Origin of the sequence: Psychrobacter sp. NPDC078631, assembly GCF_050268165.1 — a bacterium.
GTDB lineage: Bacteria > Pseudomonadota > Gammaproteobacteria > Pseudomonadales > Moraxellaceae > Psychrobacter.
Genome location: NZ_JBNNGG010000003.1, coordinates 200175 through 221896 on the forward strand (window position 1 = coordinate 200175; position 21722 = coordinate 221896).

Annotated in this window: 19 protein-coding genes; 11 read left to right on the forward strand and 8 right to left on the reverse strand. The window is 44.5% G+C overall.

Translation table 11 applies throughout. The features are described from left to right. Positions 1-385 precede the first annotated feature (385 nt). Entirely contained in the window at positions 386-1159 is a 774-nt protein-coding gene (locus ACQKCP_RS09610; protein WP_427612161.1) for a UTRA domain-containing protein, read from the reverse strand. 385 nt (positions 1160-1544) lie between these two features. On the opposite strand from ACQKCP_RS09610, the gene hutU reads away from it, so the two are divergent. The 11 genes from hutU (at position 1545) to ACQKCP_RS09665 (ending at position 13583) form a co-directional block, all read left to right on the forward strand. Beyond that, on the forward strand, positions 1545-3263 hold the full coding sequence (hutU, locus tag ACQKCP_RS09615) for a urocanate hydratase (protein ID WP_427612162.1): 1719 nt from the start codon (positions 1545-1547) through the stop codon (positions 3261-3263). A 70-nt stretch (positions 3264-3333) separates the two neighbouring features. Next, positions 3334-4698: a YjiH family protein gene (locus ACQKCP_RS09620; RefSeq protein ID WP_427612163.1), complete on the forward strand. Its 1365-nt coding sequence runs from the start codon at positions 3334-3336 to the stop codon at positions 4696-4698. Positions 4699-4924: 226 nt separating this feature from the next. Further along, positions 4925-6487, forward strand: coding sequence for a histidine ammonia-lyase (gene hutH / locus ACQKCP_RS09625; RefSeq protein ID WP_427612164.1), 1563 nt, complete (start codon positions 4925-4927; stop codon positions 6485-6487). A 23-nt stretch (positions 6488-6510) separates the two neighbouring features. After that, a complete protein-coding gene (gene hutG, locus ACQKCP_RS09630) occupies positions 6511-7557 on the forward strand; it encodes a formimidoylglutamase (protein WP_427612165.1) in 1047 nt (348 codons plus the stop codon). A 96-nt stretch (positions 7558-7653) separates the two neighbouring features. Next, positions 7654-8931, forward strand: coding sequence for an imidazolonepropionase (gene hutI / locus ACQKCP_RS09635; protein ID WP_427612354.1), 1278 nt, complete (start codon positions 7654-7656; stop codon positions 8929-8931). Between the two features lie 243 nt (positions 8932-9174). Continuing rightward, positions 9175-9537: a roadblock/LC7 domain-containing protein gene (locus ACQKCP_RS09640; protein WP_427612166.1), complete on the forward strand. Its 363-nt coding sequence runs from the start codon at positions 9175-9177 to the stop codon at positions 9535-9537. 177 nt (positions 9538-9714) lie between these two features. Beyond that, positions 9715-10209: a PAS domain-containing protein gene (locus ACQKCP_RS09645; RefSeq protein WP_394124917.1), complete on the forward strand. Its 495-nt coding sequence runs from the start codon at positions 9715-9717 to the stop codon at positions 10207-10209. A 3-nt stretch (positions 10210-10212) separates the two neighbouring features. Beyond that, positions 10213-10962, forward strand: a complete 750-nt coding sequence (locus tag ACQKCP_RS09650; RefSeq protein ID WP_427612167.1) for a PhnD/SsuA/transferrin family substrate-binding protein — start codon at positions 10213-10215, stop codon at positions 10960-10962. 124 nt (positions 10963-11086) lie between these two features. Continuing rightward, on the forward strand, positions 11087-11710 hold the full coding sequence (locus ACQKCP_RS09655; protein ID WP_427612168.1) for a hypothetical protein: 624 nt from the start codon (positions 11087-11089) through the stop codon (positions 11708-11710). Between the two features lie 158 nt (positions 11711-11868). After that, the gene (locus tag ACQKCP_RS09660; protein ID WP_102093870.1) at positions 11869-12483 is read left to right on the forward strand and encodes a hypothetical protein; all 615 of its coding nucleotides are present in this window, start codon (positions 11869-11871) and stop codon (positions 12481-12483) included. 419 nt (positions 12484-12902) lie between these two features. Next, positions 12903-13583 (forward strand): class I SAM-dependent methyltransferase, encoded by a 681-nt coding sequence (locus ACQKCP_RS09665; protein WP_427612169.1) that lies wholly within the window; start codon positions 12903-12905, stop codon positions 13581-13583. Between the two features lie 19 nt (positions 13584-13602). On the opposite strand, the gene ACQKCP_RS09670 is transcribed toward ACQKCP_RS09665, so the two are convergent. From ACQKCP_RS09670 to nfsB, 7 genes are all read right to left on the reverse strand, one after another. Beyond that, complete coding sequence (locus tag ACQKCP_RS09670) at positions 13603-14178, reverse strand: GNAT family N-acetyltransferase (RefSeq protein WP_427612170.1); 576 nt, start codon at positions 14176-14178, stop codon at positions 13603-13605. A gap of 43 nt (positions 14179-14221) precedes the next feature. Continuing rightward, positions 14222-14926, reverse strand: coding sequence for a nucleotidyltransferase family protein (locus tag ACQKCP_RS09675; RefSeq protein ID WP_427612171.1), 705 nt, complete (start codon positions 14924-14926; stop codon positions 14222-14224). Continuing rightward, positions 14923-16236, reverse strand: a complete 1314-nt coding sequence (locus tag ACQKCP_RS09680) for an XdhC family protein (protein ID WP_427612173.1) — start codon at positions 16234-16236, stop codon at positions 14923-14925. Before ACQKCP_RS09680 ends, ACQKCP_RS09675 begins: the two co-directional genes overlap by 4 nt. A gap of 111 nt (positions 16237-16347) precedes the next feature. Then, complete coding sequence (locus tag ACQKCP_RS09685; RefSeq protein ID WP_427612174.1) at positions 16348-18786, reverse strand: molybdopterin cofactor-binding domain-containing protein; 2439 nt, start codon at positions 18784-18786, stop codon at positions 16348-16350. Between the two features lie 2 nt (positions 18787-18788). Further along, complete coding sequence (locus ACQKCP_RS09690; protein WP_427612175.1) at positions 18789-19781, reverse strand: FAD binding domain-containing protein; 993 nt, start codon at positions 19779-19781, stop codon at positions 18789-18791. Then, entirely contained in the window at positions 19778-20434 is a 657-nt protein-coding gene (locus ACQKCP_RS09695) for a 2Fe-2S iron-sulfur cluster-binding protein (RefSeq protein ID WP_427612176.1), read from the reverse strand. Before ACQKCP_RS09695 ends, ACQKCP_RS09690 begins: the two co-directional genes overlap by 4 nt. A gap of 335 nt (positions 20435-20769) precedes the next feature. Next, positions 20770-21426, reverse strand: coding sequence for an oxygen-insensitive NAD(P)H nitroreductase (nfsB, locus tag ACQKCP_RS09700; RefSeq protein ID WP_427612177.1), 657 nt, complete (start codon positions 21424-21426; stop codon positions 20770-20772). Between the last annotated feature and the right edge of the window lie 296 nt (positions 21427-21722).

The window sequence follows — 21722 nt, forward strand, 5'->3', positions numbered from 1 at the left end:
CACTAATAAAATATACGGTGCTAATAAATAGGGCAAGCCGATACAGAAGAACAATATAAGCTCCTCTATGATATTCGGCTTTGGTTGCCCGATTTGAGGCTATTTGGGCTATTTTTCAATACTGTTTCTATATTATATTTTAATTTTTAACGATTGTTCAAATATTCTGACGAGTTTAATTAACGTCAATTGCTATCTTATTAAATAGCAGCTTATGGATATAGTATCTCACTTTAGACAGAAAAACGTACAAAATCAGTGAGCATACGTAAGCTATAGTCAGTTCAATATAATTTCGATACAAGCAAACCGAGTGCAAGTTATACATTAGTATGCTTAGCGAGGATGACGATGTAGCGGATTTATATAGGCTTGACTATATCTGCTACAACTCGCCTGAGAACTGATAGCGATCACCCGCATGCCACATTTTTACAAAGGTAACGACTTGGCCAGCCGAATAGGTCTGCCGACGCAGCACAAGCGTTGGTGACTGCGGCGCAATTTGCAAAAACTCAGCAATCTCATCAGGGGCTGCCAATGCTCGGATGGTATAGCTACCACTTTCTAGAGGACTTTTGGCAATTAAGTAATCACTGGTATTGACCACACTAAAATCCTGATCGATAAACTTCGGCACTTTTTTAGCATCAACCCAGCGTTCTTCAAACTGTATGGGCTGACCATCGGCAAAGTGAATGATTTTTACTTCATACAGGACAGCTTCATCACTAGCATCTGTCTGAGCAATCGCGTTTACAGACGTAGCCCCTTCATCAATCACAGACTCTTCATCAATACCAAACTTACGACGCAGCTCATTATCGAGCATAGCAACAGTAACAGTACGCTTACTCACGACCTGTGCCTCATAATCACGATTGGCAGACTTTAAATCCTCAGCGATATTGCGCACCTCAACAAACGTATGATTGAACTGCTGCTGCGCGACAAACGTGCCCGACCCTTGCCGACGCTCTAGTACCCGCTCCTCGCTCAGCTCTTTTAGCGCACGGTTGACCGTCATTCGTGACACACCGAACTCTTCAGCCAATGCCATTTCTGTCGAAATCGCGTTGCCCGCTTGCCACTTACCAGAATGAATGTTGTCTAGTATGGCGTTTTTTATGCGTTGATACGCCGGAATCGTCTTTGTCATATCCGCCTTTAACCGTCAGTTTTGCTAATAGGAATGACCACATAATATCACGAGACCATCGCGCAAGCCTTAGTCAAAATGTCTGATCGTTCAGTATTAACTAGGGCGTTTTTCAACTCACTCGATGTTATCTAAATCGGCTGAGTTAATAATAAAAATAATCAGCTCATGAAAAAAAACCTTGCATGAAAAAAGTATCTTTGATAATTTGTATATACAACTTTACAGCAGTGCTAGAAAATTTGTTTCATCGATTCGATATTTTTATGAATTTAGATGAATAATTAGTAGTAGATAAATACTTAGTAAATGAATATCTAGACTGACTGTAAGACACTTACTTTAATGACTTTATCGCCCTATTCGCTATCACAAGGATATGATCATGACTACTGACAACGGAACCAACAAAGAGACTAAGCTGACTCGCCGTGATGAGAGCCGTAATATTGCTGCGCCTATCGGTAGCACGCTACATTGCAAAAGCTGGCTGACCGAAGCCCCTTATCGCATGCTGCAAAACAACCTGCATCCTGATGTGGCAGAAAACCCAAAAAGTCTGGTCGTCTACGGTGGTATCGGACGCGCAGCCCGTAACTGGGAAAGCTATGATCAAATCTTAGAATCACTAAAAGAGTTAGAAGATGATGAGACGTTGCTAGTACAGTCTGGTAAGCCAGTCGGCGTGTTTCAAACACATGAAAACGCACCACGCGTATTAATTGCCAATTCAAACCTTGTACCGCGCTGGGCAACGTGGGAGCACTTCAACGAGCTGGATCGCAAAGACCTATTTATGTACGGTCAGATGACTGCCGGCAGCTGGATTTATATCGGTACGCAAGGCATTGTCCAAGGTACGTATGAGACTTTTGTGGAAGCGGGTCGTCAGCATTATGATGGTAGCTGGGCGGGTCGTTGGATTTTGACCGCTGGTCTTGGTGGCATGGGCGGCGCGCAGCCATTGGCTGCAACTTTTGCAGGTGCGACTTCATTAAACATCGAGTGTCAGCAGTCTAGTATCGATTTCCGTTTGCGCACGGGTTATGTCGATAAGCAAGCGGACAATCTTGACCATGCTTATGAGTTAATCAAAAAACATACGGACGCGGGCGAAGCTGTCTCTATTGCTCTACTTGGTAATGCCGCAGATATCTTGCCTGAGATGGTCAAGCGTGCTAATGCTGGCGGTATGAAGCCTGACTTGGTCACCGACCAAACCTCAGCGCATGACTTGATCAATGGCTATCTACCAATCGGTTGGACAGTAGAGGAATGGAAAGCTGCTCAAGAAGATCCAGAGCAACATGCAGCACTGACCAAAGCCGCTGCTCAGTCTTGTGCCGTACACGTCCAAGCGATTTTAGACTTGCAAGCGATGGACATTCCAGCGACTGATTACGGTAACAACATCCGTCAGGTCGCTTTTGATGAAGGGGTCAAAGATGCCTTTAATTTCCCAGGCTTTGTCCCTGCATATATTCGTCCGCTGTTTTGCCAAGGCAAAGGCCCATTCCGCTGGGTAGCGTTATCAGGTGATCCAGAAGATATCTACAAAACCGATCAAAAAATTAAAGAGCTGTTCCCTGAAAACAAACATATTCATCGTTGGTTAGATATGGCAAAAGAGCGCATTCAGTTCCAAGGCTTGCCTGCGCGTATCTGCTGGTTAGGGCTTGGTGAACGTGATAAAGCAGGTTTAGCATTTAATGAAATGGTCAAAAACGGCGAGCTAAAAGGCCCGATCGTTATTGGTCGTGATCACTTAGACACGGGTTCTGTCGCCAGTCCAAACCGCGAAACAGAGAGTATGAAAGACGGCTCAGACGCGGTATCTGATTGGGCACTATTGAACGGCATGCTGAATGTGGCAGGCGGCGCAACGTGGGTATCACTACATCATGGCGGCGGTGTAGGCATGGGCTACTCGCAGCACTCGGGTATGGTCATCGTTGCGGATGGTACTGACGCTGCTGCCAAACGCTTGTCACGAGTACTTGTCAATGACTGCGGCTCAGGCGTTATGCGTCATGCCGATGCAGGTTATGAGCTGGCGATTAAAACAGCGAAAGACTATGGTCTAAACCTGCCAATGATCAAATAGTTTGTCCCTTGTCCTTATACGCTGTAGCTAGGTATAAGGACATAATCGATATTTTATCAAGGAGGATAATATGATTGAGCAAAATACGATATCTAGTCTGAACGATGAAAATATGACAACATCGTCAAAAAAACTGCTATCCACCCCTATTGCTTTAATACAGCTTATCGTATTCAGTGCAATCGGTTTGGTCATGTTTTTTGTGCCATTTACCATTGGTGAAAAAAGCACGATTTTGTTCGATCATGGCGCAACCTATCTGGTCACTCAGCAGCACACCTTGTCCGTGACATTACTGTTTCTACTCATGATCTATGGTGTGAGTAAGCCATTTATCGACGGCTCATGGCGTAAAAATATCACTCATATGATTATGACTGCTTTTAAAATCATGGGTCTGATACTAGCAGTGATGTATGTGGCTGACGTAGCGCCTGCCTTTATGATGGAAAAGGACATGCTGCCGTTTCTGTTTGAAAAACTGGCCTTACCAGTCGGTATGATTGTACCGATTGGGGCGTTGATATTGGCATTCTTGGTTGGTTTTGGCTTACTAGAAATGGTTGGTGTGCTCATGCAGCCGATTATGAAACCTATTTGGAAAACCCCAGGTTCATCAGCGATTGATGCCGTTGCTTCCTTCGTCGGTAGCTACTCCATTGGTTTGCTCATCACCAATCGTGTGTACTTACAAAAGCAATATTCAGCGCGTGAAGCCATTATCATTGCGACCGGGTTTTCGACCGTATCAGCGGCGTTTATGGTGATTGTTGCCAAAACGCTTGGTCTGATGGAGTTTTGGAATGTGTTCTTTTGGTCTACGCTAGTGATCACCTTTATTGTTACTGCGATTACCGCTCGTATTCCGCCTATCAGCCTCTTTGATGATAGCGTTGAACGTCCCGCTTTAGACCATAAACGTGGTACACGGCTAGCAGCTGCGTTTGATTTAGGCTTATCCACTTCGCGCCGTGCCACTGACCTCAAACAAATCTTATGGTCTAATTTTCGCGACGGTCTAACGATGGCCGCTGCTATCGTGCCATCTATCATTGCTGTCGGCTTAACAGGATTGCTATTAGCAAAATATACGCCCGTATTCGATGCGTTGGGTTTGCTTCTTTATCCCTTTACATGGCTTGGCGGCCTACCAGAACCACTTGTCGCGGCCAAAGGAATGTCAGCGGGATTGGCTGAGATGTTCTTGCCAGCATTACTGCTAAGTGAGGCAGATATTCTGACACGCTATGTCGCAGGGGTCATTTCCATTAGCAGTGTGCTGTTCTTCTCAGCCATGATTCCATGCGTGCTTGCCACTGAAATTCCTATCTCTGTTGGCAAAATGGTCATCATTTGGTTCGAGCGCGTGGTACTCAGTATTTTATTGGCTGCGGCATTCGGACAACTGGCCATGTACTTCAACTGGATTGGCTAAAAAATTCAAACCCGATAATAGCTATTGCGTTGATTAAAATCCTTTTAACAACTTCATTTTAATAAAGACACGAAACAAAAATAATATAACCCACATAGTCGATTCAATTTAAAAGTAGTACAAGGCAACCGAGTGTAGATGTATATGTGATACTTCAAGCGAGGTTAACGCTGTAATACTTTTATAGTGGAATGACTATATGACTTACCACACTAGGATGACCCCTATGAACGACATCAAACAACTAACACTACATCCTCGCCAGCTTAGCTTTGAGATGCTACGTGATATCTACGAGCAGCCTGTCATATTGACACTACCTGAGAGTGCCTATGAAGCGATAGATGCCTCGCACGAAGATGTACGCACTATCATTGCACGAGACAAAAGCGCTTATGGTATTAATACTGGTTTTGGCCTATTGGCAAAGACGCGTATCAGTGATGACCAACTTGAGCTACTTCAGCGCAACCTAATTGTTTCTCACTCAGTGGGTACTGGTGAAGCACTTCCTGCCGGCGTAGTACGACTGATTATGGTGATGAAAGTTGCCAGTCTGGCGCAAGGCGTTTCCGGCGTACGCCGCGAGGTAGTCGATAGTTTACTGGCCTTAATCAATAATCAGATCACACCCAATATCCCAGCCAAAGGTTCAGTTGGCGCATCTGGTGACTTAGCGCCATTATCACATATGACACTTGCGATGATGGGCGAAGGTGATGTCTTTGTTGGCGGTAAAAAAGTGCCTGCAGCAGAAGCGCTAGCCCAGCATGGGCTTGAGCCTATTACTCTTGCAGCCAAAGAAGGCCTTGCACTGATCAACGGTACGCAAGTCTCAACTGCACTGGCATTACGTGGTTATTTCTTGGCGCGTGATTTACTTGAGACCGCCACCATCGTCGGTTCACTGTCAATTGATGCGGCTAAAGGATCAGACTCACCATTTGATGCGCGTATTCACGAAGTACGTGGCCATCATGGTCAAATCGAAATCGCCAAAGCACACCGTCAACTCATCAAAGGCAGTGCTATCCGTGCCTCACATGACGGCGAGCAAGACGATAGAGTGCAAGACCCTTACTGCCTACGCTGTCAGCCACAGGTTATGGGTGCCTGCCTTGATATCATCAACCAAGCAGGTAAAACCTTATTAATCGAATCCAATGCAGTAACTGACAACCCACTTATTTTCAATAACGAAGATGGGCCTGTCGCCATATCAGGTGGTAACTTCCATGCTGAGCCAGTCGCTTTTGCCGCGGATATTTTAGCCTTGGCAATCGCTGAGATTGGCTCTATGTCTGAGCGCCGTGTCGCTTTGCTAATCGATGCGACGCTGTCAGGTGGTCTGCCGCCATTCTTGGTTGATAACGCTGGGGTAAACTCAGGATTTATGATTGCGCATGTGACCGCAGCGGCTCTGGCTTCAGAAAACAAATCTATCGCCCACCCTGGTAGCGTCGATAGCATCCCGACTTCTGCTAACCAAGAAGACCATGTGTCTATGGCCACCTATTGCGCACGCCGCCTATACGAGATGGCGCAAAACACTGCCACCATTATTGGTATTGAACTTCTGGCTGCTGGTCAAGGCATCGACTTCCATCGCGGACTAGATACGTCAGAGCCGCTGACTGTGGCACATCAGAAACTACGTGAGAAAGTGACTTTCTATGATAAAGATCGCTACCTAGCCCCTGATATCGAAGCAGCCAAGCAGTTGGTATTAGACGGTACGCTTGCCGAACATTGGCAGTCACTACGCAGCGATTGGTACGAGTCTAAATAAAGATCAATAAGCGGAGAGCAGCGATGACAATAGCGAGAACAACAACACCGAATACCACATGTATTAGCCATACACCTGCTGATATGAGCCAGTGGACAGGACGTGCAGAGCCATTTGAGACTGCGCGTGCCCGCTATTGGTATCAGCTTGCTCAGCCTTACGAGGATCAAAATATTGGGCTAATTGGTTTTGCATGTGATCAAGGCGTCAGACGCAATCAAGGCCGCGTAGGTGCTAGAGCTGCCCCGCCATTGATTCGTCGAGCTTTTGCTACGCTGCCAGTCATCGCTAAATTGCAACAACGTTTTGATGGTCAATTATCAACTTTATTGGGTGATGCAGGTGATATACATTGTCACGACGAGAATAGTTTTGCCGAGAGTACTCTTGAGCAAGCGCAGATCAAATATGCCGATGCAGTGAGTACAATCGTCAAGCAAGGTGGACTCCCCATCGGATTGGGTGGTGGTCATGCTATTGCTTATGGTAGCTTTTTAGGATTATGGCAGACCTTGGAAAATACTAACAATGCCAATGTCACGCCTACTATCGGAATTATTAATTTTGATGCCCATCTTGATATTCGTCAGTCTGATGTAGCGACCTCTGGGACACCATTTCGCCAAATTTCCGAACATCTTGACGCATACGATCAGCCTTTTCACTATTGCTGTATTGGCGTCAGTCGATTCTCTAATACGGCGGCGCTTTTTGATCGCGCTGAACAATTGGGCGTACAGGTTATTAGCGATGAAGACTGTCATTATCAGCCTTGGGATACACTTGCTGAGCAGGTCAAAAGCTTTGTAGATCAGGTCGATATCATATATCTAACCATCGATATGGACTGCTTTCCTGCCACTGTTGTGCCCGGTGTGAGCGCCCCAGCTGCTTACGGCATTGATCTTGGTTTTGTTGAGCGTATGGTCAAAACCATTATGGCATCAGGCAAAGTAAAAATCGCAGACATTGCTGAAATCAATCCTACTTTTGATATTGACAGTCGTAGCTGCAAAGTCGCTGCTCGCTTACTAGCGACTATTGTAGAGCAGCATTTACTTAGCGCTTAAACACATTAGCCTCCCAATAATTAGGAGCATATTATGAATAAATCAAAGAACTCCGTATCGAAAAATCCTGTAGAACAGACGCTAGACGAGTCTACTATGACATCATTTGACCATGTCATTATCAATGCCAATGTCGCCACTTTTTCAGAGCAGCATGGTTTTGGTATTGAGATAAGTGATGATGCCGATAATCCAGATGGTAGCATCACATACGGTCAGTTGCATAATGCGGTCATCGGTATTAAAAATGGCAAAATCGCTTGGGTTGGCACACAGCATCAAATCACTGCTCATTTGTCTAAATATCAAGCTAGCCAAATCACGGATGTAAATGATAAATGGATAACTCCCGGACTCATCGATTGCCATACGCATATCGTCTATGGCGGCAACCGCAGCAATGAGTTCGAAGCGCGATTGCAGGGCGTTAGTTATCAAGATATTGCTGCACAAGGCGGCGGTATTGTCGCGACGGTCAGCGCTACCCGCGCTGCCAGTATTGAATCGCTATTTGCCCAAAGTGAAAAACGCTTAATCGCACTTATGAAAGAAGGTGTCACCAGTATCGAAATCAAGTCAGGTTATGGCTTGGACTTGGACACTGAACACAAAATGCTCACGGTCGCTCGCCAACTGGGTGAAAAATACGACATTCATGTGAGTACCACGTATTTGGCGGCTCATGCCTTGCCACCTGAGTATAAAAATCGTGCAGATGACTATATTGAGCAAGTCTGCGAGTGGTTACCGATTCTACATGCAGAAGGCTTGGTTGATGCAGTCGACGGATTTTGTGAAAACATCGCCTTTAGCACAGAGCAAATCAGACGAGTGTTTGAAGTAGCTCGCTCATTAAATCTACCAGTCAAACTGCACTCTGAGCAGCTGTCTGATATAGGCGGTAGTGCCCTAATTGCTGAATATAAAGGCCTATCGAGCGATCATCTAGAGCATTTGTCAGAAGAAGATATCAAAAAAATGGCCGCTAGCAATACCGTTGCTGTGATATTGCCAGGGGCGTTTTATACGTTACGTGACACTAAGTTGCCACCGATTGAGGCATTACGCAAACATCAAGTTCCTATGGCAATTTCAACTGATTGTAATCCTGGCACCTCACCGTTAACGTCGCTTTTATTGACGATGAACATGGGCTGCACGCTGTTTTACCTGACACCTGAAGAAGTACTGGCAGGCTCGACCGTCTATGCAGCACAAGCGTTAGGACTACCTAACAAAGGCAGAATAGAAGTGGGCTGCGATGCTGATTTAGCGCTATGGGATATCTCTCGTCCTGCTGACTTAGCCTATCAAATGGGGCTAAACCCTATCCAAGGCATCATGGTTCAAGGTAAATGGCGCGACACAATATAATCAACCTACCTTTATTTATCTCAATTAAAAAGCCCTAGTCATTCAATGATTGGGGCTTTTTTAATAATAAAGTTGCAAATTTCATAAATTTAAAGAAAAAATACCTAATAACCTCACTTTAAACAGGGATTTGCTATATCAATATTATTAGTAAGGAATTATAATACCCTTTTTTAAACAAGGTTATTTTTGGCTAACTATAGTTCATAAATAAAAACTAACAAACAGTATAGAGAAAGCGATATGCGTACAGATTCATTTCAGCAGATATTGGAAGACTTAAACAGTTCATCAGCAGATGTTGAAGCATCTGCGCTAATCTCTAACGATGGTCTTATGATTGCTTCAGCTCTACCAACCGGCGTGGATGAAGATCGCGTGGGTGCTATGTCAGCAGCATTATTATCATTAGGTGACCGTGCAGGACGCGAGTTGGCACGCGGTAGTATTGATCGCATTATGATTCAAGGCGAGGAAGGCTACGTCATCATGACCTCATCAGGCGATGAAGCGGTACTCACCATAATGGCAAAACCCAATGCCAAGCTTGGCTTAATATTCCTAGATATTAAGCGCGCCTCAGAAGCGTTGGCAAAGCTTATTTGATTAGCAGTTACTTATCGAATTTATTAGCTTTTTAATTACTATAAATATAGTCGGTTCAATATAATTTGAATACAAGGAAGCCGAGTGAGAGTACTACAAGTAGTAGGCTAAGCAAGGCTGACACCGTATCCAATTTATAGAGGATTGACTACATAACGATCAACGAAGGAGATGACCATGGGTTCTCCAATCCCTGATGCACACAAACCCGATATGCCTGCTGAGCAAATCACGATGACTTATCATGATGGCACCTCACGAACTGTCTATGATACTGGTATAGAGCGCCCCTACCCAGACGGTAAGCTAATTGTCTCGCGTACCAATCTCGACGGTATCATCACTCACGTCAACGATGCCTTCGTCGAAATCAGTGGCTATCATGTAGATGAATTAATTGGCCAACAGCACTATATTTTGCGTCATCCTGATATGCCAAAAGCTGCCTATAAAGACTTATGGAATACTGCCGAGTCTGGACAAAAATGGCATGGCTATGTCAAAAATTTATGCAAAGACGGCAGTCATTATTGGGTCTATGCCACTGTGGTGCCTAACGTGCGTCGCGGCGAAACCGTCGGCTACACCTCGGTACGACGCAAACCATCACGCAGCAAAATTGAAGCGGCGATGACTCAATATGCCCAAATGAAACAAGATGAGGAAGGCTAAGTCATGACGACACACAATATGTTAATCGCCCCTGATTTCTCGCCTGATCGCTTTGCAGGCTGGCACATGTTCAACACCTTGATTCAAAAACGTGCCAACTTAAACATGCATCTCAATATCCCTGCCTCTCATGCTGAGCAAGAGCATGTCATTGATGCTGGTGACATTCAAATCATTTATGCCAACCCTTTTGATGCAGCCACTCTCATCCGCGAGCAAGGCTATCGAGCCATTGCCCGACCTATCGGTAAATCTGACGAGATGATCATTGCAGCCGCTGCCAATAGCACTATCAGCCGTTTGGAAGACATTCAAGCAGGGGCTACTGTCGCGATGGCCGACAACCGAGATGTCAAACTGATTGGCTTGCGCTTGCTAGAAGCCGTCGATATAGAAGCGTCTGATCTCAACTGGGATGTGACCGAGACCTATCAAGCGGCTGCCCGCAAGGTCATCAAAGGTGAAGCCCAAGTCGCGTTCTTTTTGGCAGAGATTTTTCATAGCTTCTCACGCTTGACCAAGACTCAGCTGTCAGTACTTATCGAAAGTGACTTGGCTGATATCAGTCATGTGTTACTAGTCAAAGAAGACTTTCCCGATGCACAAATCTTTCTAGAGGCCATTCTCAATTTGCACAACGATGCAGATGGTAAAGAAGCCTTGGCTGAGCTTGGCATGCCTCAAGGATTTGAGCCAATGAGCGAAGAAGATGCCGAGTTTATGATTGATTTAATGCAAACGTTATTGGACTAGTCGCTCAATAATTATATTGATATCAAGCGCTATTTCTCTGGATTACATCATCGCTTGTCGTATGACATCATTATCATTGAAGCAAGCACCGTCGTCATAATAGCGATGACAGGAGGGTATTATAATGTCTGATTCAGACCTGATCAAAGAAAATGAAAGAGTCGCGCACCGAGTATTTCGGTTTTACTCTCGTAAAGTATTTTTGGCACCTAATAACCGTCACTTTCATGAGCAGCGTATCAATGCAGCGTTACTGTTGACGGAGAAAGAGCCGTTACAAGGTGCTGTAGCGGACTTTTTTTATGGGTGTTGGTTTGATATCCCATATGATGTAAACAACCTATTTACTCGTATCAAAGATCGTTTGTATCCTCATGTCCAGCAGGGCTTTCGTGATTGCATTGATAAAAAAAGATACATCCAGCGCAATAGTATGTTGGCCACTCGTTGGAGTGTGCTGATATCCCCTTCTCTCAATGAGCAAAAGCAACGCCTACGTATCAGCAGCGACGATGCCAGAGAAATCGCTAAAGACATCACCACTGAGCTGATGCAAGCGCGTGATGACGAAGATTGGGGTACGATTGAGCAAATCGAAAATGAGTTTTTTGCCCATTGTACTGCGCGCAATGATCGTCTCGCATTTTCGTTGGTATGGTTTCGCTTGGGTAGAAGTGATTGGCAGTTCGATGCGCGTTGGGACAACTGCCAACATCATCTCGATCAAACTATAGTCAAATCCATATAAAGCTGCTACATCGTCATCGTCATCGTCATCGTCATCGTCACTAAGCATATTAATGTATAACTTACGCTCGGTTTCCTTGTATCGAAATTATTTGAACTCAACGATATGAAAGCTTAATTTGTCACTTATTAATCACTTTTATCATAATGGTAGTTACTATGTCTTCTTACTTAAATGCTGATAAAACCTATCTTACTCTGACGCCAGCTGGTATTTTTGAAGCGTTTTCACAGAACGAACCGACTGATGAGCAGTTGGCATTACAGAATTTGCTATCTTATGATCAGACACTGCTCGCTGCTGACTGGCTTCAGCGATATTCTGAACAATGGCTACAAGGTTTTATAGAACAAGGCTGGATTGAAAAGCTGTCGCTGTTTTTACCAGCGCCTAACTTGCCATTAGACCAGTTTTTGCCTTATGTCGTGGCGAGCTTATCTGGTAAACGCCGAGCCGCGATTGGCTCTGATGAAGGGTTTTGTTTGGCTCGAGTTGGCTATAGTCAAGAAGAAGCGGACATGCTCAGTGTCGCCGCCGCTGATTTTTCAGGCTTTATGCTCCGCCAAAAGCAACGTGGGTGGGCGGTAGAGAGTCAGGCAATCTCGTTTTTTCAACAGGTCGACCTACTCATTCCTGAGACCAGCTTTGTGTTTTTATGGATAGATAATGCAGGCTACGTCCTCATCATCGATGGCGAACCTTTGACCAACAGTCGTGCTTTTGTCGAGCTAGTATGGGCCCTTAAAACGTCTGGATTGAGATTTCTTAACTAAGGAGGTTTCTTAACTGACTTAACTCGCTTAATTCATTCCACTTTATCGTCTGATTTGATGCCTAATCTCAATCTTTTACGCGAGCATAAGCAGTGTGCTTAGCTAAAATCAAGCGCACCGCTTATTCTCAGATAAATCTTTTTCGTACCATTCTTACCTATATCACTCTTTGATATCAGCCAACTCTACGCAGCAATAACAATACTCTCAGAATTAACAATAACTTGTCAGAATTTAGGTCATACTCTTCTCATACACTTAGGTATTTTCTTGCCACAACTTAAGTTGCCATAAATCTCTAATTATTCAAACATCTATACAGCTTCCAACATTTTAATTATCTTTTCCAACGTCGTACCCTACCGAAATCGGCAACTCCTGCCAAACCTTGCATTCTTGCTTATTTTTTAGGACAGTTTATGACTTCGCTGACCACTGTGCGCGTGCGTTATCAAACGATTGAAATTGGCAACACCGACATTCATATTTGTACTTTGCGTGATAATCAACAATTTAGCGACCCTGATGACGAAGCGTTAAACCTTGGCATCTGCTCTGCTTCTTGGCCGATGTTTGGGGTGATATGGCCTTCAAGCTTGGTGCTGGCCAATCATATGCTTGATTACGATATTGCAGGCAAACGTATCTTGGAAGTTGGCTGCGGTATGGCGCTCTCTAGTCTGCTATTGAATCATAGACATGCGGACATTACAGCGACTGACTATCATCCAACGGTTGAGTATTTCCTTGATAGGAATACCACGCTGAATAATAACAAAGAGATTAATTTTGAGCGTTTAGACTGGGCAGAGGACAATAGCCATCTTGGTAAGTTTGATATGATTATCGGCAGTGACTTGCTCTATGAAGACCAACACATTGACATATTAGCCGAGTTCATTGACCGCCATGCTATGCTGACTTGCGAGGTCATCGTGGTCGATCCTGGTCGCGGTCGCAAAAACAAGCTAACCAACAAGATGACTGAGTTTGGCTTTAGTAGTAAGCACGTTAAACCTGAAAATACGACTTATCTAGATTTACCGTTTAAGGGACACATTTTGACGTTTTCGCGTGATAATATTAATCGAACAGAGTAAAAGTCAGCTATTAATGCAACTAGGTGAGCACAGTATCTTGCCACTGCTGACGAGATATCTTGTACAGTACATGCTCAGCAAGCCGATGATTAGACTCAAGCATAGGGTGAAAAAAATCCTCCTGTGTATTAGTCATACCAAGGCGCTCCATAACCAATTGTGAGCGCCTATTGATAACGGCAGTAAAGGCAACGACTTCATCTAATCCTAATGCATCAAACGCAAAATTCAATGAAGCTCTTGCCGCCTCCATCGCATACCCTAATCCCCAATAGTCATTATGTAGCCGCCAAGCAATCTCGACAGCAGGAGAGAACTGCATATCGGCATGCGCATGATTTAACCCAACCATACCAATAAAAGCATCTGTCTCTTTTAGACTGACGGCCCAAAAACCCCACCCATTATCATCAATCAGCGACTGGCATTTTTTGGCGATAGTATTACTCATCGAAGTAGTTAATAGCTTAGGAAAGTATTCCATTACTCTAGAGTTAGCATTCATCTCAGCGAATGGTGTAAAGTCGCTCGCTTGCCACTGTCGTAGATACAGTCGTTCGGTTTCTATCGTATTTATAATTTTATTCTCTCGCATTTCGTTGTTCAAAATGAATACTATTCAAATTAAATTAATCAGGCTAACTATCAAGCCAGCCTTGTTGTTTGGCATAGGCTAGCTGCTCGGGCGTATCAATATCGTAGCTGAGTTGGTCATCATCGACCTCACCTATTTGTTCAGCGGGCAACCCTCTAATGAGGTGACGAAGCCCTTTATCTCCTGTTAATCCTGACTGCCACTGTCTCAGCAGTTTATAGTCAATTACTAAAGGCAGACCTATGATATCAGATACCATTTTATCTCGATTTTGATGTTTTTCTAAACGTTGCCAACTGTGATAGCGACTGGCTACTACTGGCTGCTCGCCCGCTAGTAAAGCCATTAGATGTGGCTCATCTAATAATACTTGATCTATTCCCATGATGAGCACTCGATCGATTGAAGTCGATTCAAAAGCAACAATTGTCTCAATACCCAAACGTAAACTATACGCCATACCAGTATCAGCTTGTGAGTTCACCACTATTTGAACCGTTGGATATTGATTGGCCAACTCTGTAATCGTACTAGCAATCAAATGATGGTTATCAGGAATGACAATGACAATGGCTTTCGGATTAGTAGTTGTTGTCAGTCGAGTCATATAAGTAATCAATGGCTCGCCATGTTTAACAAGTAGCTGCTTGGGTTGGCCAAGGCGCTGACTGAGGCCACTTGCTAAGATAATGACCGCATGGTTTTGGCTCTGCTGTTCAGTACCTTCTGTAAATACACGCTTACTCATACGCCACTCTGGACAGTATTGGCATCCGTATCACTACTCACCGCTGAGATATTTGAAAGATTACTATGTGAACCATCTACTGAAGCGGTTTGATTGTGCATGACCGTATTTATTTCTGCCATGATACCAAGCGCAAGTGCCTCAGGGCCATCTCCACCTAGCTTATAACCAATCGGATAATGCAATTTATGAATACCCGCTTTTAACATAGTAGGATTGCTAATATTTATGCTGATTTCATTTATTAAACGTTCGGTACGATATCGCGGCCCTAACTGTCCTAAGTATCTATAATTGTCTGGATGCTTGAGTAGTATTGCTAGGCGAGCACGATCTTGACTCAAGCTGTGTGACATCAGAGCGACGGCTGCGTTATTACTGAGCTTAAGCAAAGTCTCACTGTCATCTAAATATAGCGACATCACAACGTCGGCTTGAGGAAACCGCATACGCGTCGCATATTGCGCGCGACTGTCTACGACCGTCACATGCCAATCTTGCAGCTTGGCCATGGTCACCAGTGGCATCACGTCGTTACCTGCCCCGCAAATCAATAGACGCAATTGTGGTTGCAGGCGCTGCACAAGCCACTCTGTTGTTACCTCGCCGTTTTCCACCGTCACATATTCGGCATTTTTATCAGACAGCTTATACTGTGCTAATTCTTCTATGGTATTGGCAAGTATGCTTGAAAGAGCTGTTTTCCCTTGTGCAGAAACACTTCCCAAACTGCGGTGTTCATCTAAATTAATACGCATCCCAGTTCGCAAATTATCACTGTTTTGCGTTATAGAATCTTGATGCTGATAGTCGTTAGCACGAATTAGAGTCGCTACAGTAATCGGCTGCTGAGTACGTCGAACATTACGGATTGTCTCTAACAATGGCGTTGCTGTCGTTAGTCGCTCAAACAATACATGCACTCGCCCATTACAGCCTAATCCAAAATTTAGCTCATCAAAGTCCGCGCCATCTAAGTCGCTATCTGGCTCATCATATATATCAGACTTAGTTCGCTTCACACCTGCTTGCGCTTGGCCATCGTCAGCATATTGAATGTCATCACCCGTCTGATAGACTTGCACATTGGCACCGTTACGAGTAAGCCAAAAGGCACGTTTGATAATATGCGGCTCCAAGCAACCGCCACTAATCATCCCAACTGAGCGACCATCCTCACAGATAAGCATCATCGCGCCAGCACGGCGATATGCTGAGCCTTCAGTACGTACGACCGTTGCCAATACAGCATCAATACCCTGTTGCTTAGCTTTGATTGCCAGCTTAAGAATGTCAGCGACCTGATTCATAACGCCTCTTATTTGGTAGTTATTTTCTTGATAATGACGAAATATACTGCTGATTGAGTTATAAAAACCCGCTCATTAAGCGGGTTCCTGTCGTACATATGGCTTAAAAAATTACTCTGGCATCTCGTAAAGCAATTTATCAAGCGTAATCGGAAAATCATAAACACGTACGCCGACGGCATTGTATACAGCGTTAGCAATCGCAGCGGCAGCACCGGCAATAGCCGTCTCACCAATACCCTTGATATGCATTGGGTTGGTATAAGGGTCATCCTCTTCTACCAATATCACATCTAGCTGTGGTACGTCGGCATTAACTGGCACATGGTACTCAGCGAGGTCATGGTTACACAGGCGTCCGTCACGTTTATCGTGGATGACCTCTTCCATCAACGCTGAACCAATACCAAACACCATGCCACCATAGCATTGCGAAGTCGCTGTTTTATGGTTAAGAATACGACCTGCGGCAAATGCGCCTGTCATACGTTTTACTCGAATTTCACCAGTGAATTTATGCACGGCTACTTCAGCGAAGTTTGCACCAAAAGAAGACTGACGATACTTTTTACCATTTTTTCCTGGTTTTATCTGTCCTTTGGCACTGACTTTTTGATCCTCATAGCCTGCGATCACGTCAGCAAGCGCATATGATTCTGTATTGTCAAAATCATATTTTTCTGATTCTGACTGTTCTTCTAATACATTCTCTGAAAATGAAACTCCGGTCGTTTCAGATATTTTATCAATAGTACTGTCAGCAAACGCTTGACCATTCTCTTTGGCTGCCTCTACTGCAGTCAATTCGTGCTTGCCTACTCGCTTAATTTGACCATTATCTAACTGAATCGTATCAGGATACAGGCCGACTTTTGCTGCTAGCATCTCACGAAGCTGCTCACAAGCGAGGTAGACACCACTACCTGCACTCGCAGCGCCCCAACTACCACCTGAACCTGATGCAGGCGGCAGGGCACTATCGCCTAATTTCATCTCGATATGGTCAATGGGCAACCCTAATAAATCTGCAGCTACCTGAGAAAACACTGTATAAGACCCTGTACCGATATCCGTCATATCTGTCTCAATAACCGCTTTAATACCGAGCGCTTTTGACTTATCGATTTGCAGCGTTGCGCGCGCTTCAGAAGACTGTAACTGATTACCACGTGCGGCCGCAGCCATGCCTGTGCCTATCCACCAGTCGCCTTCTAATTGGCTAGCAGGCTTTGCGTTGCGATGACTCCAACCGAACTGCTCAGCGCCTTGCTCCATACAGGCAATTAGCTGGCGCGTCGAAAATGGAATGTCTTTACTAGGGTCTTTTTCGGGCTCATTACGGCGGCGCAGCTCTATAGGATCAAGATTTAACTGCACAGCCAACTCATCCATCGCACATTCAACGGCAAGCATACCGACCGCTTCACCAGGCGCACGCATCGAACCTGATAGCACTTGGTTCATGTCGACCATTTCATAGTTTACACGGCGGTTTTTACCACTGTATAGATAGTGCGTAGACAAGGCAGTTGGCTCAAAGAACGCTTCATCTGGCAAATTGCTAGAAATAGTATCGTGAATCAACGTATCGATAACGCCATCCTTGTCGCAGCCAATTGCAATACGCTGACGAGTGTTTGAGCGTCTGACCGTTGCTTCCATCACCTGTGGACGGGTCATGGTAATCAATACTGGTCGACCAAGATCTTTTGACGCAATAGCAGCGGCAATAGATTCAGGAGCGATACCGAGCTTGCTACCAAACCCACCACCAACATAGTGTGCAATTAATTGAACTTGATCTTTGTCTAAGTCTAGTGCATCCATGACTTGCTGCTTACAAGACGCCAGCATTTGATTTGCCGTATAAAGAACGAGCTTATCCCCTTCCCAATGTGCCAATGTCGCATGTGGCTCCATCGCAGAGCTGTTTTGGCTTGGCGTATGATAGAAACGATCAAGCGTCACCTCAGCATCAGCCAATCCTTGCTCAGGATCGCCTTGGACATAATTTTTGTCAGAGCCTTTTTTCTCATCAACTTCATGGGCGTTAGACAACTCTTTGGTAAAATTCAATGCCGCTTGGTCAGTCTCATCTTTATAAGTGACTTTAAGTGCGTTCGCTCCTTCTGTTGCTGCTTCAAAGGTTTCAGCGATGACCACCGCAATAGGCTGACCATGATAAAAAATCTCAGTTGCTCCCTGCTTTGGCGCTTTTTTTAATCCGCCTTGCTGAGAATTACGCAAAAAGTGCTTAGGGTCTGTCACGACCTTGATAATATTAGGAATGCCATCTAAAGAACTGCTATCAATATTTTTGACTTGTCCTTTGGCAATGGTCGCACCGACCAAGACACCGTACGCTTTATTATCCAAATGAATTTCGGCACTGTAAGGCGCTTGACCACTAACCTTTAGCGAGCCGTCAACACGGTTAATTGGCTTACCGACTAGTTTGCTCGCTGTTGTGCTAAATAAAGACTCAACAGGCTCATCCATGGTCATTTTTCTGGTCGGTTCTGACTGAGTGATTGATTCAAATAATGACATGATTATGCTCCCTCGCCCGCTAGTGCGCGCTGAATGACTTGTTTTAGTAGGCGACGCGTCAACGGTATCTTAAAGTCGTTTTGACCATTACCTTTGGCATCATTCAATAACAGATCGGCGGCTTGCGCGATAATATCTTTATTGCCATCGGTATCCGTTAACAGTGCCTCAACCGCTTCGTTACGCCATGGCTCCGTACCGATACCACCAAATGCCAATCGTACCGTCTTTAGATTGCCGTTATCGTCAACGTCTATCACTGCGGCACAGGACACAAGCGCAAAGGCATAAGAGGCACGATCACGCACTTTGTCATAGGTGTGCATACCTTTGATAGGCGCAGGTAATACAACGTGAGTAATTAATTCACCTGCCTCTAATACGTTTTCGATATGCGGCGTGTCTTTTGGTAAGCAATAAAAGTCTTTCACATTGATAGCGCGAGTCGATCCGTCAGCTTTGACTGTCTCTATAGTGGCATCCAGCAAGCGCATGGCCACTGCCATATCAGAGGGATGCTGAGCAATACACGCATCGCTCGTGCCTAAAATAGCCAACGTACGGTTCTCACCATTGATAGCAGGACAACCTGTGCCCGGTTCACGCTTATTACAAGCACTGTCTGTCTGATAAAAATAATAACAACGGGTGCGCTGTAAAAAATTGCCACCAGTCGTTGCTTTATTACGCAGCTGACCAGTTGCCCCTGCCAAAATCGCTCGGGATAATACTGGGTAATTTGCAATGACTTCAGGATGCGCCGCCAAATCACTATTGGTCACAAGCGTGCCGATACGTAAACCACCTTCGGCAGTGGTTTCGACCTTTTCTAACTCTAAACGGGTAATATCGACCAATTTGATTGGTGTCTCAATCTCCAATTTCATCAAGTCTAGTAAGTTGGTACCGCCTGCGATAAATGACGTATCTTTGGTACTGGTAGATGTCGCCGCTTGCTCTGGCGCATCAGCACGACTGTATTCGAAGCGTTTCATGAGCGGCCTCCTGTTGTAGCAGTTGCTGTCTTGTTATTCGATGAGGTCTTACCAAGTTGTGCTTCGCTCGGTGGCGGTGACCAGATACCTGTCACGCTTGAGTTTTGCACTGCGTTGTCTGTTGTTTGAGTACTAGATTCTGGTACTTGACTTTCAAGCACTTGTGAAATGGCTTTGATAATATTTGGATAAGCTGAGCAACGGCAGATATTACCGCTCATGCGCTCAGCAATTTCTTGTATAAGGAGACCATCAGGATTTTTTAAGTCGGTGCTAACATGGCTTGGCCAATTTTGCTTTACTTCTTCTATCAATGCAGTTGCTGAACAAATCTGACCAGGCGTGCAGTACCCGCACTGAAAGGCATCATTATCCTTAAATGCTTGCTGCAATGCCGATAATGACTCTGGCATTCCAATGCCTTCGATCGTTGTGATGTCATCACCATCATGCATAACGGCGAGTGTCAGACAAGAATTAACCCGTCGTCCATTGATGAGCATGGTACATGCTCCGCATTGACCGTGGTCGCAGCCTTTTTTGGGTCCAGTAATTTGTAGGTGCTGACGACAGACGTCGAGCAGTGTCGTACGAGCGTCAAGATTTTCAAGCTGATAATCTTGCTTATTGATTGTTAAGGTCAAAGTAGACATGCTGGCTTCTCGCTGGCAGATGAATATAATGGAATGGTGAAATACGCGTCAAAATAACAGCGTTAATAAATTTATTATGACGTATGAAAAAAGTTGTTTTGTTTTTACTTTGTAGGGATTCCAGTGTAGTTTCTAATCTGCGAGAGTATCGAAATGTTAGCGCTGCTAATAGGTGGTATGTGGTTTATCATCAGTTTTTAACGTTATTTCAAAGAAAATCTGGCTAAAAAAAGCCCCGTAAACAGTTAGTTTACGAGGCTCTTAAATAGACTTTTTACGTGTAGTATTTAGTAGATCTGTCTATCAAAAATGTCGTTTGCTTAGCTGATGACTGGCTATGCCTTCGTGATAATAGTTTCTTCATCAAAGCGTGATTTTGGCAGCTCAGCGTTAAAGTCATCTTTACTACGGTAACCAAGCGATACGACTGCCACAGCGGTGTAGCCTTTACTACGTAAATCAAACTCTTCATCAAGTGCTTTTAAGTCTGCCCCTTCCATCGGAACCGCATCAATACCCAAAGTCGCAGCCCCTAGTAGCAAAGCGCCCATATTGAGATACAATTGCTCTATCAACCAATGTGGCTCGTCCTTTTGCTCATAACGACGAATGTCCAAAAACATTTTACGCGTCTGATGCATTTGCTCTTTAAATTTTGGCTCTGCAAAACGACCATCTGCCTCTTCTTTTTCTAGTATGTCATTCAAAAACTCATCATCTGCATAGACACGGCTACAGAATACAATGACGTGCGAGGCACCTTTTACTTTGGCATCGTTGAACTCGTACATGCCCTCCGTGCCTTTTGCGATTCGGGCTTTACCAGCTTCATCATCAGCAATGACAAAATGCCAAGGCTGAATGTTGGTACTCGAAGGACTGAGGCGCAAAATATCCTTTAGACTTTGGAAATCTTCTGCTGAGATTTTCTTATTGGTATCAAACTCTTTTGTGCTGTAGCGCCAGTTCATTGCTTCAGTGATATTTTTCATCTGTGACTCCATTATTGATATTAATTTTTATTCTTGCTTAGAATTTTTCTTTTTCAATTATCATTTCAACGAAGCCACTTTAAATAAAAAGCTATTTTATGACCATGCCTGCTTGGTTAAGTATTCGTAGGTTTTGTTATGACTGAGTCAGCGTATTGCAAAAACGCCTACTTTCTTATTAGTAATGGTTACAATTACGCTACCGAATTGGCGACGCCGACTGCGCAGACTACATTGTAATCACTTAGTCATTCTCTTAGTATGAACTGACTTGATATATGGTAACTAGTTATAGT